The organism is Variovorax sp. UC74_104, from assembly GCF_044055375.1.
GTDB lineage: Bacteria > Pseudomonadota > Gammaproteobacteria > Burkholderiales > Burkholderiaceae_C > Variovorax.
In genome coordinates, this window is sequence record NZ_CP171978.1 from 5,749,591 (window position 1) to 5,772,155 (window position 22,565).

The following is a 22,565-nucleotide window of genomic DNA, read 5'->3' on the forward strand; positions in this document are numbered from 1 at the left end:
CCGACAGGCTGGGCGCAGCCTGGAAGACGAATTGCGAGAAGCAGGAAGCCGTCAGGCGACCGTCGCGGGATCGACGTTCGCCCCGCAGACGATCAGGCAGACCTTCTCGCCCGCGCGCGGCTTGTAGGCACCGGTCTGCAGCGCCGCCAGCGGCAGCGCGGCGGCCGGTTCCACGGCCAGCTTCAGCTCCTTCCAGAGCCACTGCTGGGCCGCGCGGATGGATTCGTCGGACAGCAGCAGCGCGTCCTGCACGTGCTGTTGCGTGATCTCCCAGGCGATGGCACCGATGCGGCGCGCGCCCAGCGAATCGGCGGCGATGCCGCCCACTTCCACGTCGACCGGCTCGCCGGCCTCGCGGGCGCGGCACAGCGTCGGCGCCTTCTCGGGCTCCAGCGCGACCACGCGGGAGCGCTTCTCGAACCAGCCGGCAAGACCGCCGATCAGGCCGCCGCCGCCCACGCTCACGAGCACCGCGTCGGGCAGGCCGCCCTGCTGTTCGATCTCGCGGCCCAGCGTGCCGGCGCCGGCCACCACTTCAGGCTGGTCGTAGGCGTGGGTGAGCAAGGCGCCCGATTCCTTCTGGCGCGTCAGGCAGGCGGCCAGCGCATCGGGATACAGATCGCCGACCACGACCACCTCGGCGCCCAGCGCACGCAGCCGCGCGCGCTTGGCTTCGGGCGAAACGCCGGGCAGGAACACCTGGCAGGGCACGTCCAGCGCTCGCGCCGCGGCCGCGGTGGCGATGCCCGCGTTGCCGCCCGAGGCGACGATCACGCCGCTTTGCGGAATGTCGTTGGCCAGGAGCCGGTTCATCATGCCGCGCGCCTTGAAACTGCCGCTGACCTGCATGTGCTCCAGCTTGAGCCAGATTTCCGCGCCGCTCGCGTCGATGCCGACGGCCGAAGCCGGCAGCTTCCACAGCGGCGTCTGGCGCAGGAAGTGGCCGGCGCGCTCGGCCAGGCGTTGCGATGCGCTATCTATTTGGGAGCGCCAGCCGGCGGTCTGCGTGGTGTTCAAGAGATGTGTCCAGGGGGAGGAATGTCGTCGAGCTTGAGGCCCTTGGGCAGCGGGAACTTGATGGTTTCCTCGATGCCGTCCATCTTGCGGACCGACACCGCGCCGAACGCGCGCACCTGGTCGATCACGTCGCGCACCAGCACCTCGGGCGCCGAGGCACCGGCGGTGATGCCGATGCGCGCCTTGCCCTCGAACCACTCTGGCTTGAGTTCGGCGGCCGAGTCGACCATGTAGCTCTCGGTGCCCAGGCGCTGCGCCAGTTCGCGCAGGCGGTTGCTGTTGGAGCTGGTGGGGCTGCCCACCACGATCACGAGGTCGACCTGCGGGCTCATGATCTTCACCGCGTCCTGGCGGTTCTGCGTGGCGTAGCAGATGTCCTGCTGCTTGGGCTCTCGAACCTTGGGAAAGCGCGCGCGCACGGCGGCGGCGATGTCGGCGGCGTCGTCCACGCTGAGCGTGGTCTGCGTGACCACGGCGAGCTTGTCGGTCTGCCCCGGGGCGACCCTGGCCACGTCTTCCACGTCTTCCACCAGGTGGATGCCACTGGAAAGCTGGCCCATCGTTCCCTCGACCTCGGGGTGCCCCTTGTGGCCGATCATGATGAACTCGTAGCCTTCCTTCGCGAGCTTGGCGACCTCGACGTGCACCTTGGTCACCAGCGGGCAGGTCGCGTCGAAGATCGAGAAGCCACGGTCGCGCGCCTCCTGCTCCACCGCCTTGCTCACGCCGTGCGCGCTGAACACCAGCGTGGCGCCGGGCGGCACGTCGGAGAGCTCCTCGATGAAGATCGCGCCCTTGGCCTTGAGCTCGTTCACCACGTAGGTGTTGTGCACGATCTCGTGGCGCACGTAGATCGGCGCGCCGAACTTCGCGATGGCGCGCTCGACGATCTCGATGGCGCGGTCCACGCCCGCGCAGAAACCGCGCGGCTCGGCCAGGATGACTTCGGAGATTCCGGGATTCATAGCACGCCGATGAGCTTCACTTCGAAGGTCACGGGCTGGCCCGCGAGCGGGTGGTTGAAGTCGAAGCGCACCGCGGTGTCGTTCGACTCGATGACAGCGCCCGCATAGCTGCCCGTGCCGTCGGGCGTGGGGAACTGCACCACGTCGCCCACGGCGTACTGCTCGTCGGGGTCGCCCATCTGCGCGAGCAGCTTTCGGGCCACCCATTGCTGCATGTCGGGGTTGCGCTCGCCGAAGGCTTCGCCGGCGGGCAGCTCGAAGGTGGCATGCGTGCCCTCCTCCAGGCCCATCAGGCGCTGCTCCATGGCGGGAGAAAGCTCGCCGGTGCCGAGCGACAGGGTCGCAGGCTTGTCGGCGAAGGTGTTGATGATGTCGCCCGCCGGACCGGCCAGCCGGTAGTGCAGGGTGAGAAAGGAGCCGGAATTCACGACTTGGGACATGGAGCAGCTGATGTGTGCGAAGACGGGGAGGTGTCCCGATAAACTGGCCTCATTTTAAGGACCGGGGCTTCCACCCGGCTCCGCCAAGGTTTCACCCCCGGGGTTTCATGTCTTTCAAGGATCTCCCTCTCGACGCCCGCCCGCGCGAAAAGCTCATCTCGCGCGGCGCCTCCGCGCTGGCAGACGCCGAGCTGCTGGCCCTGCTGCTGCGCACCGGCGTGGCGGGAAAGAACGTGCTGCAGCTGGCGCAGCAGCTGCTCGAGCGCTTCGGCGGCCTTTCGGGGCTGCTGCATACGGGCCCCGAAGACCTCAAGTCGGTCAAGGGCATGGGCGGCAGCGCCAAGCGTTCCGAGCTCATCGCCGTGCTGGAGCTGGCGCGCCGCGCCATGGGCGAGAAGCTGCGCGAGCGCACGGTGTTCGACTCGCCCGATGCGGTGAAGCAATATCTGCAGCTGCACATCGGCACGCGCCCCCACGAGGTGTTCGCGGTGGTCTTCCTCGACGTGCAGCACCGCATGCTCGCGCTGGAGGAAATGTTCCGCGGCACGCTCACGCAGACCAGCGTCTACCCGCGCGAGGTGGTCACGCGCGCCATCCACCACCATGCCGCGGCGGTGGTGCTCGCGCACAACCACCCCAGCGGCAGCATCGAGCCCTCGCGCGCCGACGAGTCGCTCACGCAGACGCTGCGCGCCGCGCTGGCGCTGGTGGACGTGCGCGTGCTCGACCACATCATCGTGGGCCCCGGGCAGAGCTTCTCGATGGCCGAGAAGGGGCTGCTCTGATGGCCGCGCGCGCTCCTTCGATCAAGAACCTCGCCGACCTCAAGCAGGTGCAGCGCGTACTCGCCGAGACCCGCGAGCGCGAAGCCGCCGAGGCGGCGGCCAAGGCGCTGGCCGAGCGCAAGCGCGCGGCCGAGAAAGACCTGTTCACCCGCGCCATCGGCGCCACCGAGCCGCTGCGCCGCAAGGCCGTGGTACCGCTCGCGCCGGAGCCGCCCGCGCCCATCCCGGTGCAGCACCAGCTCGACGAGCAGCGCGTGCTGCGCGAGTCGCTCTCCGACGAGTTCGACGTGACCACGCTGCTCGACGTGGACGACGCCATGAGCTTCCGCCGCCCCGGCATCGGCACCGACGTCACCGCGCGGCTGCGCAAGGGCGACTGGGCCATCCAGGCGCAGGTCGACCTGCACGGGCTGCGCAGCGACGAGGCGCGCGAGACCCTGGGCGGCTTCATCCGCAACGCCTACAAGCAGGGCCTGCGCTGCGTGCGCGTGGTGCACGGCAAGGGCCTGGGTTCGCCGGGCAAGCAGCCGGTGCTCAAGACCAAGACGCAGCGCTGGCTGATCCAGAAGAACGAGGTGATCGCCTTCGTGCAGGCCAAGCCGGCCGAAGGCGGGGCCGGGGCGCTGGTGGTGCTGCTGGCGCCTTCGCGGCGCTGAGCAGCCTCCCGACACAGGCTCAGGCCAGCAGGTTCTTCAGCGGCACCGAGGCATCCGCCACCGCCGCCGCATCGGGATTGCGCCCCGCTTCGAGCAGCTTGCGGCTCATCATGTGATCGACCGGCGCGTTCACCGATTCCACGCACACGAGCTGGCCGTCGACGTAGTGGAACAGCGAGAACGCATCGGGCTTCGGGCCCGCGCGGCGCACGCTGCTCAGGCCCGGCGTGCCTTCGGCGGGCATCAGGCCCACCATCTGCAGGCGCATGCCGCCCTGGTCGGACCAGAACCACGCGACCGCGTCGTGCGCGCGTGCCTCGCCGGTGAGCGTGGCGACCGCGGTTCGCGCCTGGTCGTTGGCGTTCTGCACCGATTCGAGCCGCAGCGCACGGCCCGCGCGGCGATCGGGGAAGCGCGTGCAGTCGCCCACCGCGAGCACGTCGGCCGCGCTGGTGCGCATGTGCTCGTCCACCACGATGCCGTCCGCGCACTCGATGCCGGCGGCCTGTGCGAGCGCGGTCTCGGGCACGGCGCCGATGCCCAGCAGCAGCAGGTCGACCGGCTGCTTCGCGCCGTTGACCTGCAGCGACACCAGCCGGTCGCCCTCGACTTCGAAGGCACCGGTCTGCGCACCGAGCACGATCTCGATGCCCGACGCGCGATGCGTGGCCAGCACGTGCGCCGACAGCTCGGGCGACACGGCGCGCCCCAGCAGGCGCGGCGCGCTTTCGATGACCTGCACCGTCTTGCCGAGCGCCTTGGCGGTGGCCGCCACTTCGAGGCCGATGAAGCCGCCGCCGAGCACCGTCACCTTCTCTGCCGCCGCGAGCCGCGTGCGCAGGCGATGCGCCTCGTCGGCCGCGCGCAGGCTGGCAACGTTCTCCAGGCCCGGCTTCAGGTCGGGCATCTGGCGAGCACGCGTACCGGTGGCCAACACCAGCTGCTGCCACGGCAGGATCGCACCCGAGCGCAGCGTGACGGTGTGGGCCTCGCGGTCGATGGCCACGGCCGCATCGCCAAGGTGCAGCGTGATGCCGGCCTCGCGATACCAGTCGGCAGCCTTGTGCGGCTGCGTGGTCTCTTCCGCACTCTTCAAAAAGGCCTTGGACAGCGGCGGGCGGTGATACGGCTCGCAGGCCTCCTCGCAGACCAGGTGCACGCGCGCGCCCTGCCCGGCTTCGGCAAGCCCCGCACAGAGCTGGGCCGCGGCGTGGCCGCCGCCGATGATGACGATGGAATTCATGATGGAAGAAGCGTCTTTCGGAAATCGTTGCTCGTGTGTCTGGCCGGCGATCATTCGCCTCTATTGCGCATCCAGTCGGCGGTCTTGAAAAAGGAATCGCGCAGCCTTGCGCGCAAGTCCTCGGGCACGCCCGTCTCGCCCATCGCCTGGTCCATGCAGGCCAGCCACTGGTCGCGCTCCTTGATGCCGATGGTGTGCCCGCCGATGCTCTGCGGCAGGTGGCGCGCGCGCAGCATCGGGTGGCCGAAGCGGTCGGTGTAGTGCTGCGGGCCGCCGAGCCAGCCGCAGAGGAACCAGAACAGGCGCTGGCGCGCGTTGTCGAGGCTGGTGCCGTGCACGGAGCGCAGCTGCGCGTAGGCGGGCTCGAGGTCCATCAGGTCGTAGAAGCGCTCGACCAGCGCCTCCACCTTCGCCTCGCCGCCGATCCAGTCGAAGGGCGTGCCGGCGGGCGGCTTTTCTTGAATCTGCATGGGCGGGAGTATCTCCTCAAGGGCCTGCTAGAGCTGCACGAGGCCCGGAATGCCCACATCGGGGTTCACGTCGGCCTCGTAGTCCACGCCCTCCACCGCGAAGCCGAAGAGCCGCAGGAACTCGGTCTTGTAGCCCGCGAAATCGGTGAGCTCGCCGAGGTTGGCGTCGTTCACCTGCGGCCAGAGGGCCAGCACGCGCGACTGCACCTGCGGCGCCAGCTCCTTGTAGTCGGCGCGCAGGCGGCCTTCGGCGTCGATGTGCGGCGTGGCGCCGTAGAGGCTTTCGGCGTAGAGACCGTGCACCTGCTCGATGCAGCCCTCGTGCGTGCCCTCTTCCTTCATCACCTTGAACAGCAGCGACAGGTACAGCGGCATCATCGGAATGGCCGAGCTGGCCTGCGTGACCACCGCCTTCAGCACCGACACGCGCGCGTCGCCGCCCTTGGCCGCGAGCTGCGCACGGATGCCCAGCACCTTCTGGTCGAGGTCCTTCTTGGCCGCGCCGATGGAGCCGTTCCAGTAGATGTCGTGCGTGATCTTTTCGCCAAGGTAGGTGAAGGCCGTGGTCTTGGCGCCATCGGCCAGCACGCCGGCCTGCTGCAGCGCGTCGATCCACATCTGCCAGTCCTCGCCGCCCATCACGGCCACGGTGTTGTCGATCTCCTCCTGCGTGGCGGGCTCGAGCACCGATTCCTTCACCGTCCCGCTGTCGGTATCGAGGCCGCGCAGGGTCACGGCCTTGCCCACGGGCTTGAGCACCGAGTTGAAGGCCTGCCCGGTCTTCGGATGCGTGCGCCGCGGCGCGGCCAGGCTGTAGACGACGAGGTCGACCTGCCCCAGGTCGGCGCGGATGGTGTCGATGACCTGCTGCTTCATCACGTCGGAAAAGCCGTCGCCGTTGATGCTCTTCGCATAGAGGCCCTCGACGTGCGCGGCGCGCTCGAAGGCGGCTGTGTTGTACCAGCCGGGCGAACCGGGCCTGGTCTCGCTGCCCGGGCGCTCGAAGAAGACGCCCAGCGTGCCGGCGCCGCAGCCGAAGGCGGCGGTGATGCGCGCGGCGAGGCCATAGCCGGTCGATGCGCCGATCACCAGCACCTTCTTCGGGCCGCCCTCGATGGCGGGCCTGGCCTTGACGTATTCGATCTGCTGGCGGACGTTGGCTTCGCAGCCGGCGGGATGGGTGGTGACGCAGATGAAGCCGCGCACGCGGGGTTTGATGATCATGAGGATCTCGCTCGAAGAGATGCTGAGGAAGGCAGGAGGAAGGCGACGGAAGCGCGTTTTTGCGCCGCGAATTTAACCCAGCCCGAAAAAGCGGCCTTCAGCTTGACCATATGCATATGTCGATTGACGATTTAATAATCAGCGGTTTTATTGATATGGTCCCGCCCCTCTGCTTTCCATCAAGGAGAAGAACATGCACATGAAACTGATTGCAGCCGCGGCCCTCGCCGCCTCCACTTTCCTGCTCGGCACCGCCGCCCACGCGGATCAACTGGCCGACATCAAGAAGAAGGGCGAGCTGGTCGTCGGCGTGCTTGGCACGGACGAGCCTGCGACCTTCGTCGACCCGAAGACGCGCCAGATCGTCGGCTATGAGGTGGACCTGGTGAACGCCATCGCGAAGAAAATCGGCGTGAAGCCGGTGCTCAAGCAGATCGCCGTGGCCGCGCGCATTCCCGAGCTGCAGCAGGGCCACGTCGACCTGGTGGCCGCCGGCCTCACGCACAATAAGGAGCGCGAGGCGCAGATCGACTTCTCGCTCACCACCTTCGTCACCGGCCAGAAGGCCATCGTGAAGAAGGACAGCGGCATCACCGAGGTGCCGCAGCTCGCCGGCAAGAAGGTGCTGACCATCCGCGGCGGCACGCAGGAGCCGAACATCCGCAAGGCCGTGCCCAACGTCGAGGTCGTGACCTTCGACACGAGCCAGCAGGCCTTCCAGGCCCTGCAGCAGGGCAAGGGCGTGGGCTACGTGGACGACGAGGCCGCGCTGCTGCGCAGCTACGCCAAGCTGGGTCCGCAGAAGGCGCAGTACGTGGTGCTCAAGCAGAACCTGAGCACCGAGGCGCTGGCCATCGGCATCAAGAAGGGCGAGAGCGGCCTGAAGGCCGTGGTGGACGACACGCTGCGCGAGCTCGAGAAGTCGGGCGACGCCGAGAAGATCTTCGTCAAGTGGTACGGCCCGAACACGGCTTCGGGCTTCCAGTCGCGCGACTTCAAGCTCGACTCCGACAAGATCGACTGAGCCCGGTCTCAGGTCTTTCTCCTTCCCCCGCTGGGGGAAGGCCGGGATGGGGCAAGCGGCCTTCACATGAGCACCGCGTCTTTCCAGACGCCGCCGTGCCCCACCCCAACCCTCCCCCAGCGGGGGAGGAAGCCACCTCCCCTCGCGGCGGTGATACTGTCGCCCCCCATGCCCCTGTTCGACTATTCCTTGCTGCTGACCGGCAAGTACCACGACATGCTCGTCGCGGGCCTGCTGCTGTCGCTGCAGCTGCTCGCGGCCTCGCTGGTGCTGGCGCTGCCCATCGCGCTGGTGGTGGCGCTGCTGCGGCTGTCGCCCTTCGCGCCGCTGCGCTGGCTCGGCTTCGCGTACGTGGAGTCGATCCGCAACATTCCGCTGCTCGCGCACATGCTCTTCTGGTACTTCGGCGCGCCCGAGCTGCTGCCGGAAGACCTCAAGCAGTGGCTCTATGCGGGGCACATCGAGGCCTACAGCGCCATCATCGCGCTGGCGCTCTACACAGCGGCCTTCATGGCGGAAGACATCCGAAGCGGCATCCGCGCGATTCCGACGGTGCAGTTCGAGGCCGGCCGGGCAATGGGCTTCAGCTACCTTGCCACCATGCGCCGCGTGGTGCTGCCGCAGGCACTGCGCGTGACCATCCCGCCGCTCATCTCGCAGACGCTGAGCCTGTGGAAGAACACCTCCATCGCCACCGTGATCGGCGTGGCCGAGCTGATGTACCAGGCCGGCCAAGTCGAGAGCGCGACCTTCCGCAGCTTCGAGTCCTTCGCGTTTGCGAGCGCGGCGTACCTGACGGTGTCGCTGGCGATCACGGGGCTTGCCACCTGGTACCACCACCGTTACCCGGTGCGGACGATCTGAGGAAGGCGACTGCGCGATGCTTCAGATCATCAACGACTACTGGGTCTACTTCCTCATCGGCCAGTACCCGAACGGCCCGCTCGGCGGGCTGGTGCTCACGCTGATCCTCGCCTCCTGCGGCCTGGTGCTGGCACTGCCGCTGGGCATCGTGCTCGGGCTGGCGCGGGTGAGCCCTTGGCGCTGGCTGCGCTGGCCGGTCACGGGCTTCGTTTTCGTCGTGCGCGGGCTGCCGCTGCTGATGGTGATCTTCTGGGCCTACTTCTTCCTGCCCAGCGTCACCGGCGTGAAGACCGACCAGTTCACCACCATGCTGATCGCGCTGGTGGTGTTCGACGCCGCCTACCTCGCCGAGATCGTGCGCGCCGGCATCCAGGGACTGCCGCGCGGACAGATGGAAACCGCCCGGGCGCTGGGCCTGGGCTACGGCGCCGCGATGCGCCTCGTGGTGCTGCCGCAGGCGCTGCGCAGCATGCTGCCCTCGCTGGTGAACCAATTCGTCTCGACCATCAAGGAGACCTCGCTGGGCTACATCATCGGGCTGGCCGAGGTGTCGTTCATCGCGACGCAGATCAACACGCAGGTGTTCACCAAGCCCGCGCAGATCTACCTGATCCTGGGCGGGACTTACTTCATTCTGTGCTTCGGCCTCTCGCGCTTCGCGTACTGGCTCGAACGCCGGCTCGCGCGCCGCGGCATCTCCACCGCCGCCACCAAGGTGTCCGCATGATCGAACTCGAAAAAGTCAACAAGTGGTACGGCAGCTACCACGCGCTGGTCGACGTGACCGAAACCATCCACAAGGGCGAGGTCGTCGTGGTGTGCGGGCCCTCGGGCTCGGGCAAGTCGACGCTGATCCGCACCTTCAACCGGCTGGAGCCGATCCAGTCGGGCCGCATCGTGGTGGACGGGCAGGACATCCATGCGCCGGGGCTCGACGTGAACGAATTCCGCTCGCGCATCGGCTTCGTGTTCCAGCAGTTCAACCTGTTCCCGCACCTCACGGTGCTGCAGAACTGCACGATGGCGCCGATGCAGCTGCGCGGCCTCACGCGCAAGCAGGCCGACGAGCGCGCGATGGCGCTGCTGCACCGCGTGGGCCTGTCGAACAAGGCCAACGCCTGGCCCAGCGAGCTCTCGGGCGGCCAGCAGCAGCGCGTGGCGATCGCCCGCGCGCTCGCGATGCAGCCGCCGCTGATGCTGTTCGACGAGCCCACCAGCGCGCTCGACCCCGAGATGGTCGGCGAGGTGCTGCTGGTGATGCGCGACCTCACGCGCGACGGCATGACCATGGTCTGCGTCACGCACGAGATGGGCTTCGCGCGCGAAGTGGCCGACCGCGTGCTCTTCATGGACGAAGGCAAGGTGCTGGAGCGCGCCACGCCCGACGACTTCTTCAACCGGCCACAGCATCCGCGCGCGCAGCAGTTCCTGGCCGACATCCGCTCCCCTTTCGCGAGAGACGCATGACCAAGACAGAAGACAACGCCCTCCCCCTCATCGACGTGTCCGCGCTCGTCGCGGGCACCGCCGCACGCGATGCCGTCGCGGCGCAGATTGGCGCCGCCTGCCGCGCCCACGGCTTCTTCTACGTGACCGGCCATGGCGTCGACCCCGCGCTGGTGAAGCGGCTCGAAGACCTGAGCCACCGCTTCTTCGACCTGCCCGAGGAAACCAAGATGCAGTGGCGCATGGCCCTGGGCGGCCGCGCCTGGCGCGGCTACTTTCCGCTCGGCGGCGAGCTGACCTCGGGCCGGCCCGACTGGAAGGAAGGCCTGTATCTGGGCACCGAGCTGCCCGCCACGCATCCGCTGGTGCACGCGAAGACGCCGGTGCACGGGCCCAACCTGTTCCCAGACGTGCCGGGCTTTCGCGAGACCATCCTCGAATACATGGACGCCGTCACGCAGCTGGGCCACCGGCTGATGGAAGGCATCGCGCTGAGCCTGGGCCTCGAGGCCGGCTACTTCGCGAAGCGCTACACGGCCGACCCGCTGATCCTGTTCCGTCTCTTCAACTACCCCTCGCAGCCGGTGCCCGAGGGCCTGGACGTGCAATGGGGCGTGGGCGAGCACACCGACTACGGGCTGCTAACGATCCTGCACCAGGACCACATCGGCGGCCTCGCGGTGCACACGCCGGGCGGCTGGATCGACGCGCCGCCGATTGCGGGCTCCTTCGTCTGCAACATCGGCGACATGCTCGACCGCATGACCGGCGGGCTCTACAAGTCGACGCCGCACCGCGTGAAGCGCAACACCTCGGGGCACGACCGGCTGTCGTTTCCGCTCTTCTTCGATCCGAACTTCGAGGCGCGCGTGCAGCGCATCGAGGGCCTCGCGGGCGCGGAGGCACGCGACGACAGCGCCGAGCGCTGGGACCGCGCCAACGTGCACGCCTTCAACGGGCGCTATGGCGACTATCTGCTCGCGAAGGTGTCGAAGGTGTTTCCGCAGCTGCGCGACGAAGTGCTCTGAGGCGCCGGAGACGGCGCCGGCAGGAGGCCGGGCTCTTCGAGGAAGGCGTCCTCCCAGTGCTCGATGTGGGCGTCGGGGTCGGAAATGGGCACGAGCTTGTCGCTGCGGCAGTAGAAAGTCCAGCCCTCGAACAGCACGTCGTAATAGGTGCCGGGCAGGTAGCGCTCGCTGGGCGCCTCGTAGGGCGCGGACACCACCTCCACGATCCGCCCCACGGCCCGCTCGGTGAAAGGCGACGCCAGGCAGCTGTCGACCACGTGGCAGAGCGTGCCGATCTTGATCATGTCGCTACACCTTCTGCATGGCCTGTTGCGGGAACCAGCGCGGCAGGTGCGCCAGTGCGTCGTGCAGCGAATCGAGCACGTGGAAAGCCCGTTCGACGATCGATGCGGGCGGATGCTTGAGGTCGGGAACCACCACCACCCGCAGGCCCGCCGCCAGCGCCGCCTTGGCGCCGTTCTCGCTGTCCTCGAAGGCGATGCATTCGGCGGGGTCCACGCCCAGGCGCTCGGCCGCGAGCAGGTAGAGCGCCGGATCGGGCTTGGCCCGTGCCACCTCGTCGCCGCCCGCGAAGGCCGAGAAATGGTGCAGCACATCGAGGCTGCCCAGGCAGGCCTGGATCTGCACACTGGTCGACGAAGAGGCGACGGCGCAGCGCGTGCCACGCTCGCGCAGCGCCGCCAGGAATTCGGCGGCACCAGGTTTGATGGGAAAGAGCGGCGTGCCGTCGGAGCGCTCCAGCTGCAGGCGCTGGCGCACGAGGCCCACCGCGTGGGTGTAGGCGGCCGGTCCGCCAAGCAGCGAGGCGAGGACGATCTGGGACTCCGCCGTGGACAGCCCCACCACTTGCATGTACTGGCTGTGCGAAAGCTCGATGCCGAGCGTGCGGGCGACCTCGATCCAGGCGGCCATGATGGGGCGCTCCGAGTCGATCAGCAGCCCGTCCATGTCGAAGATTGCAGCGGCGAACATCGGGGCATCGTAATGAAAAACGAAAAAGGGACCTCGAAGGTCCCTTTTTCGTGGTTGCGCGGAAAAGACTCAGTCCCGTGCCAGCGCCCGGTTGAGCCCCAGTGCCGCCAGCGTGGCGATGGCACCCGAGAGCAGGTAAACGCTCACATAGGCCAGGCCGAAGTGGGCCGAGAGGCCCAGGGCGACCAGAGGAGCGAAGGCCGCGCCGATCAGCCAGGCCACGTCGGCCGTGAGCGCCGCGCCGACGTAGCGGTACTTGGGCGCGAAGTTGGAAGTCACGGCACCGGCCGCCTGGCCGTAGGACAGGCCCAGGATCACGAAGCCCAGCAGGATGAAGATGTCCTGGCCGATGCGGCCGCCGTCGAGCAGCGTGGGCGCGAAACCGCTGAAGGCCGCGATCACCGCGGCCAGGCCGCCCAGCGTGAAGCGGCGGCCGATGCGGTCGGCCAGCAGGCCCGAGGCCACGATGCCGGCTGCGCCGAAGGCCGCGCCGATCATCTGGATCACCAGGAACTCGGTGACCGACTGGTCGGAGTACAGCGTGATCCACGACAGCGGGAACACGGTGATCAGGTGGAACAGCGCATAGCTGGCCAGCGCGGCGAAGGCGCCGATCAGGATGTTGCTGCCCTGCGAGCTGACCAGTTCGCCGACGCTGGTGGGTTCCAGTTCGCGCTCTTCGAGCAGGCGCGAGTAGTCGTCGGCGGCCACGAGGCGCAGGCGGGCGAAGAGCGCCACCACGTTGATGGCGAAGGCCACGTAGAAGGAATAGCGCCAGCCCCAGTCGAGGAAGTCTTCCGATGGCAGGCTCGAGTACAGGTAGGCGAACAGCGCGCTGGCGATGAAGAAGCCGATGGGCGCGCCCAGCTGGCCCAGCATGGCGTACCAGCCGCGGCGGTTGGCCGGCGCGTTCAGCGCCAGCAGCGACGGCAGGCCGTCCCAGGAGCCGCCCAGCGCCAGGCCCTGGCCGAAGCGGAACACCGACAGCAGCACGATGGCCGTGAAGCCCAGGCTCGCATAGCCCGGCAGGAAGGCGATGCCGGCGGTGGAGGTGCCGAGCACGAAGAGGGCCGAGGTGAGCTTGGCCTCCCGCCCGAAACGTCGCTGGATCATCATCGAGATGACGGTTCCGAACGGACGCGCGATGAAGGCGAAGGAGAAGATCAGGAACGAATAGAGAACGCCCTCGAGGTGCTGCTCGAACGGGAAGAAGACCGCCGGGAACACCAGCACCGAGGCGATGCCGTAGACGAAGAAGTCGAAATATTCGGAGGCGCGGCCGATGACCACCCCGACCGCGATCTCGCCGGGGGCGATGTGCGAGTGGTCGTCGCCCTGCCGGGCGCCGCCGTGATCGGCCGGGTTCGGCAGCGGCTGTGCGCCTTGCGAAATGATGCTGGACGTCGTCATTGCTTGCTGTAATTCAGATGTAACGCCGCGGCGCGACACCATAAGACCATGGGAGACCCCAGAGCGTCGCACCGAATCACATTTACCGCCATAGGACAAAACGTCCAATAGGCGAAACCCGTCATCAGGCGTAGATTGTGGGGTCTTTTTGCGCCGCCCCCTGCGTCCCTGCATCTCTTTTCCCCGGCATGCACATCCTCAAGAACCTTCGCCGAGCACTCCTGCTGCTCTCCGCCATGCTCCTGGCGGGCTGCAACACGGTGCTGATGAACCCCTCCGGCGACATCGCCCATCAGCAGGGACGCCTGATCGTCGTCTCCACCGTGCTGATGCTGATCATCATCATTCCGGTGATCGCCCTGACCATCTTCTTTGCCTGGCGCTATCGCCAGTCCAATAAAGAGGCCACCTACAGCCCCGACTGGGACCACTCCACCCAGCTCGAGCTGGCGATCTGGGCCGCGCCGCTGCTCATCATCATCGCGCTGGGCGCCATCACCTGGATCAGCACCCACGTTCTCGACCCCTACCAGCCGCTGCGCCGCCTCGACGCCCAGCGCGCCATTCCGGCCGAAACCAAGCCGCTGACGGTCGAAGTGGTCGCCCTCGACTGGAAGTGGCTCTTCATCTACCCCGAGCAGGGCATCGCCACGGTGAACGAGCTGGCCGCCCCGGTGGACCGCCCGATCACCTTCAAGATCACGGCCTCCTCGGTCATGAACTCCTTCTTCATCCCCGCGCTGGCCGGCCAGATCTACGCCATGCCGGGCATGGAGACCAAGCTGCACGCCGTCATCAACAAGCCGGGCGAATTCGAAGGCTTCTCCGCCAACTACAGCGGCGCCGGCTTCTCGGGCATGCGCTTCAAGTTCCACGGCCTGAGCAACGAAGGCTTCGACCAGTGGGTGCAGAAGGTCAAGACGGGCAAGGACGGCGAACTCTCGCGCGACCTCTACAAGAAGCTCGAAGTGCCGAGCGAGCGCGAGCCCGTGCGCCACTACCCCACCGTTGCATCCGACCTGTACGACGCGATCCTCAACCAGTGCGTGGACCGCAACAAGATGTGCATGAAGGAAATGATGGCCATCGACTCCAGCGGCGGCATGGGCAAGCCCGGCGCCTTCAACGTTGCCACCAAGCTGGCATGGGACGTCGAATCCCTCGATACGCCCAAGCGCAAGTACGTCACCGCGATGTGCACCACTGAAGAATAAGATGTTGCAGAACCTAGACCTGACGAAGCTCGTCTTCGGCCGCCTCTCCTGGGAGGCGATTCCCCTACACGAGCCGATCCTGCTCGTGACCTTCGCCGGCGTGATCCTGGGCGGCCTGGCCGTGCTGGGTGCACTGACCTACTTCAAGCTGTGGGGCATGCTGTGGCGCGACTGGATCACCAGCATCGACCACAAGAAGATCGGCATCATGTACATCATCCTGGGCCTGGTGATGCTGCTTCGCGGCTTCGCCGACGCGCTCATGATGCGCGCCCAGCAGGCCATCGCCTTCGGCGACAACGCGGGCTTCCTGCCGCCGCACCACTACGACCAGATCTTCACCGCCCACGGCGTGATCATGATCTTCTTCGTGGCGATGCCGCTGGTCACGGGCCTCATGAACTTCGTGGTGCCGCTGCAGATCGGCGCGCGCGACGTGGCCTTCCCGTTCCTGAACAACTTCAGCTTCTGGATGACCACCTTCGGCGCCGGCCTGGTGATGGCGTCGCTGTTCGTCGGCGAATTCGCCAAGACCGGCTGGCTGGCCTATCCGCCGCTGTCGGGCATCCTCTTCAGCCCCGACGTGGGGGTCGACTACTACATATGGTCGTTGCAGATCGCGGGGGTGGGCACGTTGCTGTCCGGCGTGAATTTGCTGGCCACCATCGTGAAGATGCGCGCGCCCGGCATGACCATGATGAAGATGCCCGTCTTCACCTGGACCGCCCTGTGCACCAACGTGCTGATCGTCGCCGCCTTCCCGGTGCTGACCGCCGTGCTGGCCCTGCTGTCGCTCGACCGCTACGCAGGCACCAACTTCTTCACGAACGACCTCGGCGGCAACGCCATGATGTACGTGAACCTGATCTGGATCTGGGGCCACCCCGAGGTGTACATCCTGATCCTGCCGGCCTTCGGCATCTTCTCGGAAGTGGTCTCCACCTTCTCGGGCAAGCGCCTCTTCGGCTACGCCTCGATGGTGTACGCCACGGTCGTGATCACCATCCTGTCGTACCTCGTCTGGCTGCACCACTTCTTCACCATGGGCTCCGGCGCCAGCGTGAACTCGTTCTTCGGCATCACGACGATGATCATCTCGATCCCGACGGGCGCGAAGATCTTCAACTGGCTCTTCACCATGTACCGCGGCCGCATCCGCTTCGAGCTGCCCATGATGTGGACCATCGGCTTCATGATCACCTTCGTGATCGGCGGCATGACCGGCGTGCTGCTGGCCGTTCCCCCGGCCGACTTCGTGCTGCACAACAGCCTGTTCCTGATCGCCCACTTCCACAATGTGATCATCGGCGGCGTGCTGTTCGGCATGCTGGCGGGCATCACCTACTGGTTCCCGAAGGCCTTCGGCTACAAGCTCGACCCGTTCTGGGGCAAGTGCTCGTTCTGGTTCTGGATCGTCGGCTTCTGGTTCGCCTTCATGCCGCTGTACATCCTGGGCCTGATGGGCGTCACCCGCCGCATGAACCACTTCCAGGACATGTCCCTGCAGATCTGGTTCCAGATCGCCGCCTTCGGCGCCGTGCTGATCGCGCTGGGCATCGCCTCGTTCCTGATCCAACTGGTGGTGAGCTTCATCCGCCGCGACCAGCTGCGCGACACCACCGGCGACCCGTGGAACGGCCGTACGCTGGAATGGGCGACCTCGTCGCCGCCGCCGGCCTACAACTTCGCGTTCACGCCGCGCGTGCATGACAACGACGCCTGGTCCGACATGAAGGCCCGCGGCTACCAGCGTCCGCTGGAAGGCTTCAGCCCGATCCACATGCCCAAGAACACGGCCGCCGGCTTCATCATCGCGGCGCTGAGCGCGGTGTGCGGCTTCGCCCTGATCTGGCAGATGTGGCTGCTGGCCGGCATCGGCTTCGTCGCCATGCTCGCCGCCGTGATCATCCACACCTTCAACTACAAGCGCGACTACTACATCCCCACGGAAGAAGTCGTCCGTACCGAAGAAGCGCGCACGCGCCTGCTGGCTGCCAATGTCTAACAGTACCGTCCTCAATTCCAGCCACACGAACACCGTGGGCAACGCCGCGAGCGTGCCCACCTTCGAGGTGTTCAACGTCCGCAACGAAGACCACCACCCCGAGAACGGCACGCTGCTGGGGTTCTGGCTCTACCTGATGAGCGACTGCCTCATCTTCGCCTGCCTGTTCGCGGTGTACGGCGTGCTGGGCCGCAGCTACGCGGCCGGCCCCTCGGGCGCCGACCTGTTCGACCTGCCGCTGGTGGCGATCAACACCTCTCTGCTGCTGCTGTCGTCCATCACCTACGGCTTCGCCGTGCTCGAGATGCAGAAGCGCCGCATGCGCGGCATGCTGATCTGGCTGGCCATCACCGGCCTGCTGGGCGCGGGCTTCATCGGCCTGGAGCTCTACGAGTTCGCGCACCTGATCCATGAAGGCGCGGGCCCGCAGCGCAGCGCCTTCCTGTCATCGTTCTTCGCGCTGGTGGGCACCCACGGCCTGCACGTGACCTTCGGCATCGTCTGGCTCATCGTGCTGATGATCCAGCTGCCCAAGCACGGCTTCACCGCCGCCAACCGCCGCCGCCTGATGTGCCTGTCGATGTTCTGGCACTTCCTGGACGTGGTCTGGATCGGCGTTTTCACCTTCGTGTATCTGATGGGATCGCTGCAATGAGCGCGCACACCGAAACCGCCGGCCACGGCGCACATGGCCATGGCCACGACGACCACGGGCACGATGACGGCCCGGTGAGCCACAGCACCTTCAAGGGCTACATGACCGGCTTCGTGCTGGCCGTGATCCTCACCGCCATTCCGTTCTGGCTGGTGATGGGCAAGGTCTTCGACAAGCCGAGCACCACCGCGCTCGTCATCCTGGCCTTCGCCGTGGTGCAGATCGTGGTGCACATGGTGTACTTCCTGCACATGGACGCGAAGTCCGAAGGTGGCTGGAACATGCTGGCGCTGATCTTCACGCTCGTGCTCGTGGTCATCACGCTGGCCGGTTCGCTGTGGGTCATGTACCACATGAACACCAACATGATGCCGCACTCGGTGCACGACATGAAGAACATGCCCTGATGGCGCAGCAGGCCGTCCGCCGGCGCTCCACCGCCGCACGGGTGGCGCTGGCGGTCTGCGCCGTCCTCGCCTTCGCCGGCTTCGTCGCACTCGGCACCTGGCAGGTCGAGCGCAGGGCCTGGAAGCTGGATCTCATCGCACGCGTCGACCAGCGCGTGCACGCCCCGGCCACTGCGGCCCCAGGGCGGACCGAATGGCCCACGGTCAACGCGGCCAACGACGAATACCGGCATGTCCGCCTTGCCGGCACCTTCCTTCACGACAAAGAGACGCTGGTGCAGGCCAGCACGAAGCTCGGCGCCGGCTTCTGGGTGCTGACCCCGCTGCGCAGCAGCGCCGACGGCAGCGTCGTGCTCGTCAACCGGGGATTCGTGCCTCCTGAAGCGCAGAAACGCGAGGCGCGCACCGCGACCGAACCGCAGGGCGAGACCACCGTGGCGGGCCTGCTGCGCCTGACCGAGCCCAAGGGCGGCTTCCTGCGCAAGAACGATCCGGCCGGCGACCGCTGGTTCTCGCGCGACGTGCAGGCCATCGCCGCCGCCCGCGGGCTGAGCGATGTGGCGCCCTACTTCGTCGATGCCGAAGCCGCGCAAGCCCCCTCGACAGCCGCCGACACCCCTGCCTGGCCCGCAGCCGGCCTGACGGTCATTTCCTTTCCCAACAGCCACCTCGTCTACGCCCTGACCTGGTATGGCCTGGCCCTGATGGTGCTGATCGCGGCCTGGTTCGTGCGGCGCAGCGAAAATGCGGCCCATGCCGACGCCCGCCCCGCCGACCAAGATGCCCGCCGCGACGGCTGAATCCGCCGCCGTCGCAGGCGAGCTGCAACCGCCCCGCGCCGGCGTCGCGAGCCTCGACAACGCCATCGGCCACCAGAACATGCAGCAGCTGATCCAGCTGCGCTGGTTCGCGGTGGTCGGGCAGGTAGCGACCATCCTCGTGGTGCACTACGGCTTCGAGATCCGGCTGCCGCTGGACCACATGCTGCAGGTGCTGGCCTGCCTCGCCCTCTTCAACATGGTGAGCCTGCTGCGCTCGCGCAGCCACCGGCGCGTGACCAACGGCGAGCTGTTCGTCGCGCTGCTGGTCGACGTGGCCACGCTCACCGCGCAGCTCTACCTGAGCGGCGGCGCGACCAACCCGTTCGTGTTCCTCTTCCTGCTGCAGGTGACGCTGGGCGCGGTGCTGCTGAAGGCCTGGTCGACCTGGACCATGGTGGTCATCACCAGCATCTGCTTCGCCGGACTCGCGCTGTTCTCTCGGCCGCTGGCGCTGCCGCTGGACCATGACCGCGGCCTGTGGAGCCCCTACATCCAGGGCATGCTGGTGTGCTTCGCACTCAATGCGGCGCTGCTGGTCATCTTCATCACCCGCATCAGCCGCAACCTGCGCGCGCGCGACGCGCGGCTGGCCGACCTGCGGCAGCGCGCCTCGGAAGAAGAACACATCGTGCGCATGGGCCTGCTGGCCTCGGGCGCGGCGCATGAACTGGGCACGCCGCTTGCCACGCTCGCGGTGATCCTCGGCGACTGGCGCCGACTGCCGCATTTCAGCTCCGACCCCGAGCTGCTGACCGAGGTGGCCGAGATGGAACTGCAGATCCAGCGATGCAAGAGCATCGTGAGCGGCATCCTGCTGTCGGCCGGCGAGGCGCGTGGCGAGTCTTCGGAGGAAACCACCGTCAGCACCTTCCTCGACGACCTCGTCGAGGAGTGGCGCACCACCCGCCCCGTGGAAGATTTCGAGTACGACAACCGCTTCGGCCGCGACCTGCCCATGGTTTCCGACTCGGCCCTCAAGCAGATGATCTGCAACGTGCTCGACAATGCGCTGGAGGCGTCGCCGCACTGGCTGCGCCTCGAGGCGGCGCACGACGCCGACGCGCTGACGATCACCGTCACCGACGCAGGCCCCGGCTTCCTGCCTGCCATCCTCAAGGAGTTCGGCAAGCCCTACCAGTCGAGCAAGGGCCGCGCTGGCGGCGGACTGGGGCTGTTCCTGGTGGTGAACGTGGCGCGCACCGTGGGCGGACGCGTCGCGGCGGCCAACCGGCCCGAGGGCGGTGCCGTCGTGAAGATCACGCTGCCGCTCGCGGCCATCGTGCTCGAGGAAGAAGAGACGGAAGTGGACGACGACGCGGACGACGAGGAAGCCCTGGCGGCCGCCGGCAGGCCCATCGGAATGGAAGGCAATGAGCGAAACAGAAGCTGAAGCGCAGCGCCAGTTGCTGATCGTCGAGGACGATGGCGCCTTCGCGCGCGCGCTCGGCCGCTCGTTCGAGCGCCGCGGCTATGCGGTGGCGCACGCGAGCAACCTCGGCGAGGTGGAGGCGCTGCTGGCCACCGCCACGCCCGGCTATGCGGTGGTCGACCTCAAGCTCAACGGCGAGGCCTCGGGCCTGGCCTGCGTGCAGATGCTGCACCGGCACAACCCGAAGATGCTGATCGTGGTGCTCACCGGCTTCGCCAGCATCGCCACCGCGGTGGAAGCCATCAAGCTCGGCGCCTGCCACTACCTGGCCAAGCCCTCGAACACCGACGACATCGAGGCCGCCTTCGGCCGCGCCACCGGCACCACCGAGGTGGAACTGACCAACCGCTCCACCTCGATCAAGACGCTCGAATGGGAGCGCATTCACGAAACGCTGGCCGAGACCGGCTTCAACATCTCGGAGACCGCGCGCAGGCTCGGCATGCACCGGCGAACGCTGGCGCGCAAGCTGGGCAAGCAGCAGGTCAAGTAGGCAAGCCCTCTCGGCTTCCAACCCGACACACTTCATTGCGAACGGACAGACGATGACCTTTTCCCCGCCCCCGCAACGCAGCAAAACCGCCGTCCTCGCCGCGCGCGACCAGACGGCGATGGAGGAGCTCTTCAACGCCCTGAGCCACGGCCTGGGCCTTGCGCTGGCGATTGCCTCGCTGCCGATCCTGGTCTACAGCGCCGCACAGAAGGGCCAGGCCGCGGCCGTGGTCGGCGCCAGCCTGTTCGCAGGCACGGCCATCGTGCTGTACCTGATCTCCACGCTCTACCACGCGCTGCCCATCGGCCGCGCCAAGGCCTGGTTCAACCGGCTGGACCACGCGGCCATCTACCTTTTCATCGCGGGCAGCTACATGCCCTTCCTGTTCGGCGTGCTGCGCGGCCCGCTGGGCTGGACGCTGTTCGGAGCCATCTGCGCGGCCGCGGCGCTGGGCGTGGGCGCCAAGCTGTTCAACCGGCTGAAGCATCCGCTGTGGTCAACCGGCCTGTACGTGGCGATGGGCTGGATGGCGCTGATGGCCGCCGTTCCGCTGTACGAGCGCATGTCGGCGGCGGGCCTGGGCTGGCTGGTGGCCGGCGGGCTGTTCTACACGGCCGGTGCGGTGGTGTTCCTGTTCGACAACAAGGTGCGCTTCGCCCATTCGGTGTGGCACCTGTTCGTGCTCGCCGGCAGCACCTGCCACTTCTTCGCCGTGCTCTGGCATGCCCACGGGTGACTCCCCCAGGCTTCGCGCACTTCGTGTCGCTTCGCCAACCCCCTCGCCGGGGGCAGCACCGGCGGCCCGGCAAAGCCGGTTCCGGCGGTGCTCCGCGAACAATCGCCGATCGATCAGTAGTGCGGGGGTAGTTCGTCGCGGGGGTTGCGGGCGGCGCCATCCAGGCCTGTGCTCTGCATCTGTTCCTTCAGCTGCGTCACCTGCAGGATCAGCCGGTCGATCTGCTGCTGTTGGCGGTAGATCGTCATGTTCAGTTGGTCGAGCAGGTCTTCGGCGTAGCTCGACTTGATCTTCGAGCTCGGTCACGCGTTCGGCCATGAGGTCGTGGGACGGGTTTTCCATGCCGCTATTGGACAGGAAGACCGGCCCGCGCTTTGTGACGCCTTGCTTAGCGACGCACCTTCGCCTCCAGCAGGTCGGCCATGCCGATGCGCCTCGTGTCCGATGGACTCAAGCCAGGCCGCCATTGGCGCGCAGGATCTGGCCGTTGACCCAGCCGGCGTCGGGCCCGACAAGGAAGGACACCACCGAGGCGATGTCCTCGGGCTGGCCCAGGCGCTGCAGCGGCGGCATCTTCGCGAAGGCCTGGACCTGCTCCTCGGTCTTGCCGTCGAGGAAGAGCGAGGTTGCGATCGGGCCCGGCGCCACGGCGTTCACCGTGATGCTGCGGCCGCGCAGCTCCTTGGCGAAAACGTGCGTGAAGGCCTCGACCGCCGCCTTGGTGGCGTTGTAGATCGCGTAGCCGGGCATGTTCAGCGCGAGCGTGGTGCTGGAGAAGTTGACGATGCGCCCGCCCTCGTTGAGCCGTGCGGCGGCCTCGCGCAGCGTGTTGAAGGTGCCTCGCACGTTGATGTCGAAGGTCTGGTCGTACTGCGCGTCGCTGTGCTCGGCCAGCGGCAGGGTCTTGAGCACGCCGGCGTTGTTGACCAGCACGTCGACCTTGCCGAGCTGCGCCTCGACCGCGTCGAACATGGCGCGCACTTCGTCGGCGCTGGCCACGTCGGCCTTGACGGCGACGGCCTTGCCGCCGGCGGCCTTCAGCTCGGCGACGAGGGCCTCGGCCTGGGCAGGGCTCGACGCGTAGTTGAGGGCGACGGCGAAGCCGTCCCTGGCGAGGCGCTGGGCGACGGCGGCGCCGATGCCGCGCGATGCGCCGGTGACGATGGCGACCTCGGGGCTGGAAGAGGGGGTCATGGCGGGTGTCCTTTGGTGGAAGTTCGTTGGTGAGGCGAATCTTCGATCGTTCCGCCCAAAAGATAAT

The 22,565-nt window shown here is 67.4% G+C and carries 26 protein-coding genes; 15 read left to right on the top strand and 11 right to left on the bottom strand.

The window, feature by feature from the left end:
- Positions 1–51: 51 nt before the first annotated feature.
- The 3 genes from ACHMXA_RS26970 to ACHMXA_RS26980 are packed head-to-tail and all read right to left on the bottom strand — an operon-like array spanning position 52 to position 2,422.
- The gene (locus ACHMXA_RS26970; RefSeq protein WP_395317035.1) at positions 52–1,017 is read right to left on the bottom strand and encodes a threonine/serine dehydratase; all 966 of its coding nucleotides are present in this window, start codon (positions 1,015–1,017) and stop codon (positions 52–54) included.
- Positions 1,014–1,982: a 4-hydroxy-3-methylbut-2-enyl diphosphate reductase gene (ispH, locus tag ACHMXA_RS26975; protein ID WP_176663017.1), complete on the bottom strand. Its 969-nt coding sequence runs from the start codon at positions 1,980–1,982 to the stop codon at positions 1,014–1,016. The genes ACHMXA_RS26970 and ispH overlap by 4 nt, the downstream gene beginning before the upstream one ends.
- The gene (locus ACHMXA_RS26980; protein ID WP_019656687.1) at positions 1,979–2,422 is read right to left on the bottom strand and encodes a peptidylprolyl isomerase; all 444 of its coding nucleotides are present in this window, start codon (positions 2,420–2,422) and stop codon (positions 1,979–1,981) included. Before ACHMXA_RS26980 ends, ispH begins: the two co-directional genes overlap by 4 nt.
- 107 nt (positions 2,423–2,529) lie before the next feature.
- Between ACHMXA_RS26980 and radC the strand changes: the two genes are divergently transcribed.
- Entirely contained in the window at positions 2,530–3,207 is a 678-nt protein-coding gene (radC, locus tag ACHMXA_RS26985) for a DNA repair protein RadC (RefSeq protein WP_395317036.1), read from the top strand.
- Entirely contained in the window at positions 3,207–3,863 is a 657-nt protein-coding gene (locus tag ACHMXA_RS26990; protein WP_395317037.1) for a Smr/MutS family protein, read from the top strand. Before radC ends, ACHMXA_RS26990 begins: the two co-directional genes overlap by 1 nt.
- A 19-nt stretch (positions 3,864–3,882) precedes the next feature.
- Here ACHMXA_RS26990 and ACHMXA_RS26995 read toward each other — a convergent pair whose 3' ends face one another.
- From ACHMXA_RS26995 to fabV, 3 genes are read right to left on the bottom strand one after another with little or no spacing between them, the layout of a single operon-like run.
- Positions 3,883–5,106 carry an NAD(P)/FAD-dependent oxidoreductase gene (locus ACHMXA_RS26995; protein ID WP_395317038.1) on the bottom strand — a complete coding sequence of 408 codons (1,224 nt, stop codon included), beginning with the start codon at positions 5,104–5,106 and terminating at the stop codon, positions 3,883–3,885.
- A gap of 50 nt (positions 5,107–5,156) precedes the next feature.
- Positions 5,157–5,576, bottom strand: coding sequence for a group II truncated hemoglobin (locus tag ACHMXA_RS27000; protein WP_395317039.1), 420 nt, complete (start codon positions 5,574–5,576; stop codon positions 5,157–5,159).
- Positions 5,577–5,603: 27 nt separating this feature from the next.
- Positions 5,604–6,800, bottom strand: a complete 1,197-nt coding sequence (fabV, locus tag ACHMXA_RS27005) for an enoyl-ACP reductase FabV (protein WP_395317040.1) — start codon at positions 6,798–6,800, stop codon at positions 5,604–5,606.
- Between the two features lie 193 nt (positions 6,801–6,993).
- Between fabV and ACHMXA_RS27010 the strand changes: the two genes are divergently transcribed.
- The 5 genes from ACHMXA_RS27010 to ACHMXA_RS27030 all read left to right on the top strand — a co-directional run bounded on the left by ACHMXA_RS27010 (position 6,994) and on the right by ACHMXA_RS27030 (position 11,162).
- A complete protein-coding gene (locus ACHMXA_RS27010; RefSeq protein WP_395317041.1) occupies positions 6,994–7,824 on the top strand; it encodes an ABC transporter substrate-binding protein in 831 nt (276 codons plus the stop codon).
- A 168-nt stretch (positions 7,825–7,992) separates the two neighbouring features.
- The gene (locus ACHMXA_RS27015) at positions 7,993–8,688 is read left to right on the top strand and encodes an amino acid ABC transporter permease (RefSeq protein ID WP_395317042.1); all 696 of its coding nucleotides are present in this window, start codon (positions 7,993–7,995) and stop codon (positions 8,686–8,688) included.
- 16 nt (positions 8,689–8,704) lie between these two features.
- Positions 8,705–9,415 (top strand): amino acid ABC transporter permease, encoded by a 711-nt coding sequence (locus ACHMXA_RS27020; RefSeq protein ID WP_395317043.1) that lies wholly within the window; start codon positions 8,705–8,707, stop codon positions 9,413–9,415.
- A complete protein-coding gene (locus ACHMXA_RS27025) occupies positions 9,412–10,155 on the top strand; it encodes an amino acid ABC transporter ATP-binding protein (protein ID WP_176663024.1) in 744 nt (247 codons plus the stop codon). Before ACHMXA_RS27020 ends, ACHMXA_RS27025 begins: the two co-directional genes overlap by 4 nt.
- Complete coding sequence (locus ACHMXA_RS27030; RefSeq protein ID WP_395317044.1) at positions 10,152–11,162, top strand: isopenicillin N synthase family dioxygenase; 1,011 nt, start codon at positions 10,152–10,154, stop codon at positions 11,160–11,162. The genes ACHMXA_RS27025 and ACHMXA_RS27030 overlap by 4 nt, the downstream gene beginning before the upstream one ends.
- Here the strand turns inward: ACHMXA_RS27030 and ACHMXA_RS27035 are convergent.
- The 3 genes from ACHMXA_RS27035 to ACHMXA_RS27045 all read right to left on the bottom strand — a co-directional run bounded on the left by ACHMXA_RS27035 (position 11,105) and on the right by ACHMXA_RS27045 (position 13,544).
- On the bottom strand, positions 11,105–11,446 hold the full coding sequence (locus tag ACHMXA_RS27035; protein ID WP_395317045.1) for a hypothetical protein: 342 nt from the start codon (positions 11,444–11,446) through the stop codon (positions 11,105–11,107). The genes ACHMXA_RS27030 and ACHMXA_RS27035 overlap by 58 nt on opposite strands.
- Positions 11,447–11,450: 4 nt before the next feature.
- Entirely contained in the window at positions 11,451–12,134 is a 684-nt protein-coding gene (locus tag ACHMXA_RS27040) for an HAD family hydrolase (protein ID WP_395317046.1), read from the bottom strand.
- 69 nt (positions 12,135–12,203) lie between these two features.
- Entirely contained in the window at positions 12,204–13,544 is a 1,341-nt protein-coding gene (locus ACHMXA_RS27045; RefSeq protein ID WP_395317047.1) for an MFS transporter, read from the bottom strand.
- Between the two features lie 188 nt (positions 13,545–13,732).
- On the opposite strand from ACHMXA_RS27045, the gene cyoA reads away from it, so the two are divergent.
- From cyoA to ACHMXA_RS27085, 8 genes are read left to right on the top strand one after another with little or no spacing between them, the layout of a single operon-like run.
- Positions 13,733–14,758 carry a ubiquinol oxidase subunit II gene (cyoA, locus tag ACHMXA_RS27050; RefSeq protein ID WP_395317048.1) on the top strand — a complete coding sequence of 342 codons (1,026 nt, stop codon included), beginning with the start codon at positions 13,733–13,735 and terminating at the stop codon, positions 14,756–14,758.
- A 1-nt stretch (position 14,759) separates the two neighbouring features.
- Positions 14,760–16,763 (top strand): cytochrome o ubiquinol oxidase subunit I, encoded by a 2,004-nt coding sequence (gene cyoB, locus ACHMXA_RS27055; protein ID WP_176663029.1) that lies wholly within the window; start codon positions 14,760–14,762, stop codon positions 16,761–16,763.
- Positions 16,756–17,418: a cytochrome o ubiquinol oxidase subunit III gene (gene cyoC / locus ACHMXA_RS27060; protein WP_395317049.1), complete on the top strand. Its 663-nt coding sequence runs from the start codon at positions 16,756–16,758 to the stop codon at positions 17,416–17,418. Before cyoB ends, cyoC begins: the two co-directional genes overlap by 8 nt.
- Complete coding sequence (gene cyoD / locus ACHMXA_RS27065; RefSeq protein ID WP_176663031.1) at positions 17,415–17,825, top strand: cytochrome o ubiquinol oxidase subunit IV; 411 nt, start codon at positions 17,415–17,417, stop codon at positions 17,823–17,825. The genes cyoC and cyoD overlap by 4 nt, the downstream gene beginning before the upstream one ends.
- Positions 17,825–18,625 (top strand): SURF1 family protein, encoded by an 801-nt coding sequence (locus ACHMXA_RS27070; protein WP_395317050.1) that lies wholly within the window; start codon positions 17,825–17,827, stop codon positions 18,623–18,625. The genes cyoD and ACHMXA_RS27070 overlap by 1 nt, the downstream gene beginning before the upstream one ends.
- Positions 18,579–20,036 carry an ATP-binding protein gene (locus ACHMXA_RS27075; protein WP_395317051.1) on the top strand — a complete coding sequence of 486 codons (1,458 nt, stop codon included), beginning with the start codon at positions 18,579–18,581 and terminating at the stop codon, positions 20,034–20,036. The genes ACHMXA_RS27070 and ACHMXA_RS27075 overlap by 47 nt, the downstream gene beginning before the upstream one ends.
- A complete protein-coding gene (locus ACHMXA_RS27080) occupies positions 20,017–20,568 on the top strand; it encodes a response regulator transcription factor (protein WP_395317052.1) in 552 nt (183 codons plus the stop codon). The genes ACHMXA_RS27075 and ACHMXA_RS27080 overlap by 20 nt, the downstream gene beginning before the upstream one ends.
- A gap of 52 nt (positions 20,569–20,620) precedes the next feature.
- The gene (locus ACHMXA_RS27085) at positions 20,621–21,304 is read left to right on the top strand and encodes a hemolysin III family protein (RefSeq protein ID WP_395317053.1); all 684 of its coding nucleotides are present in this window, start codon (positions 20,621–20,623) and stop codon (positions 21,302–21,304) included.
- A 113-nt stretch (positions 21,305–21,417) separates the two neighbouring features.
- Here ACHMXA_RS27085 and ACHMXA_RS27090 read toward each other — a convergent pair whose 3' ends face one another.
- The gene (locus ACHMXA_RS27090) at positions 21,418–21,552 is read right to left on the bottom strand and encodes a SlyX family protein (RefSeq protein ID WP_395317054.1); all 135 of its coding nucleotides are present in this window, start codon (positions 21,550–21,552) and stop codon (positions 21,418–21,420) included.
- A 202-nt stretch (positions 21,553–21,754) separates the two neighbouring features.
- Positions 21,755–22,498, bottom strand: a complete 744-nt coding sequence (locus tag ACHMXA_RS27095; RefSeq protein ID WP_395317055.1) for an SDR family oxidoreductase — start codon at positions 22,496–22,498, stop codon at positions 21,755–21,757.
- Positions 22,499–22,565: the final 67 nt, after the last annotated feature.

What these genes read in the sequence shown, in the direction of transcription:
- ispH (WP_176663017.1), bottom strand. Translation starts at nt 1,982, where the DNA reads ATGAATCCCGGAATCTCCGAAGTCATCCTGGCCGAGCCGCGCGGTTTC.
- ACHMXA_RS26980 (WP_019656687.1), bottom strand. Translation starts at nt 2,422, where the DNA reads ATGTCCCAAGTCGTGAATTCCGGCTCCTTTCTCACCCTGCACTACCGG.
- radC (WP_395317036.1), top strand. Translation starts at nt 2,530, where the DNA reads ATGTCTTTCAAGGATCTCCCTCTCGACGCCCGCCCGCGCGAAAAGCTC.
- ACHMXA_RS26990 (WP_395317037.1), top strand. Translation starts at nt 3,207, where the DNA reads ATGGCCGCGCGCGCTCCTTCGATCAAGAACCTCGCCGACCTCAAGCAG.
- ACHMXA_RS26995 (WP_395317038.1), bottom strand. Translation starts at nt 5,106, where the DNA reads ATGAATTCCATCGTCATCATCGGCGGCGGCCACGCCGCGGCCCAGCTC.
- ACHMXA_RS27000 (WP_395317039.1), bottom strand. Translation starts at nt 5,576, where the DNA reads ATGCAGATTCAAGAAAAGCCGCCCGCCGGCACGCCCTTCGACTGGATC.
- fabV (WP_395317040.1), bottom strand. Translation starts at nt 6,800, where the DNA reads ATGATCATCAAACCCCGCGTGCGCGGCTTCATCTGCGTCACCACCCAT.
- ACHMXA_RS27010 (WP_395317041.1), top strand. Translation starts at nt 6,994, where the DNA reads ATGCACATGAAACTGATTGCAGCCGCGGCCCTCGCCGCCTCCACTTTC.
- ACHMXA_RS27015 (WP_395317042.1), top strand. Translation starts at nt 7,993, where the DNA reads ATGCCCCTGTTCGACTATTCCTTGCTGCTGACCGGCAAGTACCACGAC.
- ACHMXA_RS27020 (WP_395317043.1), top strand. Translation starts at nt 8,705, where the DNA reads ATGCTTCAGATCATCAACGACTACTGGGTCTACTTCCTCATCGGCCAG.
- ACHMXA_RS27025 (WP_176663024.1), top strand. Translation starts at nt 9,412, where the DNA reads ATGATCGAACTCGAAAAAGTCAACAAGTGGTACGGCAGCTACCACGCG.
- ACHMXA_RS27030 (WP_395317044.1), top strand. Translation starts at nt 10,152, where the DNA reads ATGACCAAGACAGAAGACAACGCCCTCCCCCTCATCGACGTGTCCGCG.
- ACHMXA_RS27035 (WP_395317045.1), bottom strand. Translation starts at nt 11,446, where the DNA reads ATGATCAAGATCGGCACGCTCTGCCACGTGGTCGACAGCTGCCTGGCG.
- ACHMXA_RS27040 (WP_395317046.1), bottom strand. Translation starts at nt 12,134, where the DNA reads ATGTTCGCCGCTGCAATCTTCGACATGGACGGGCTGCTGATCGACTCG.
- ACHMXA_RS27045 (WP_395317047.1), bottom strand. Translation starts at nt 13,544, where the DNA reads ATGACGACGTCCAGCATCATTTCGCAAGGCGCACAGCCGCTGCCGAAC.
- cyoA (WP_395317048.1), top strand. Translation starts at nt 13,733, where the DNA reads ATGCACATCCTCAAGAACCTTCGCCGAGCACTCCTGCTGCTCTCCGCC.
- cyoB (WP_176663029.1), top strand. Translation starts at nt 14,760, where the DNA reads ATGTTGCAGAACCTAGACCTGACGAAGCTCGTCTTCGGCCGCCTCTCC.
- cyoC (WP_395317049.1), top strand. Translation starts at nt 16,756, where the DNA reads ATGTCTAACAGTACCGTCCTCAATTCCAGCCACACGAACACCGTGGGC.
- cyoD (WP_176663031.1), top strand. Translation starts at nt 17,415, where the DNA reads ATGAGCGCGCACACCGAAACCGCCGGCCACGGCGCACATGGCCATGGC.
- ACHMXA_RS27070 (WP_395317050.1), top strand. Translation starts at nt 17,825, where the DNA reads ATGGCGCAGCAGGCCGTCCGCCGGCGCTCCACCGCCGCACGGGTGGCG.
- ACHMXA_RS27075 (WP_395317051.1), top strand. Translation starts at nt 18,579, where the DNA reads ATGCCGACGCCCGCCCCGCCGACCAAGATGCCCGCCGCGACGGCTGAA.
- ACHMXA_RS27080 (WP_395317052.1), top strand. Translation starts at nt 20,017, where the DNA reads ATGAGCGAAACAGAAGCTGAAGCGCAGCGCCAGTTGCTGATCGTCGAG.
- ACHMXA_RS27085 (WP_395317053.1), top strand. Translation starts at nt 20,621, where the DNA reads ATGACCTTTTCCCCGCCCCCGCAACGCAGCAAAACCGCCGTCCTCGCC.
- ACHMXA_RS27090 (WP_395317054.1), bottom strand. Translation starts at nt 21,552, where the DNA reads ATGACGATCTACCGCCAACAGCAGCAGATCGACCGGCTGATCCTGCAG.
- ACHMXA_RS27095 (WP_395317055.1), bottom strand. Translation starts at nt 22,498, where the DNA reads ATGACCCCCTCTTCCAGCCCCGAGGTCGCCATCGTCACCGGCGCATCG.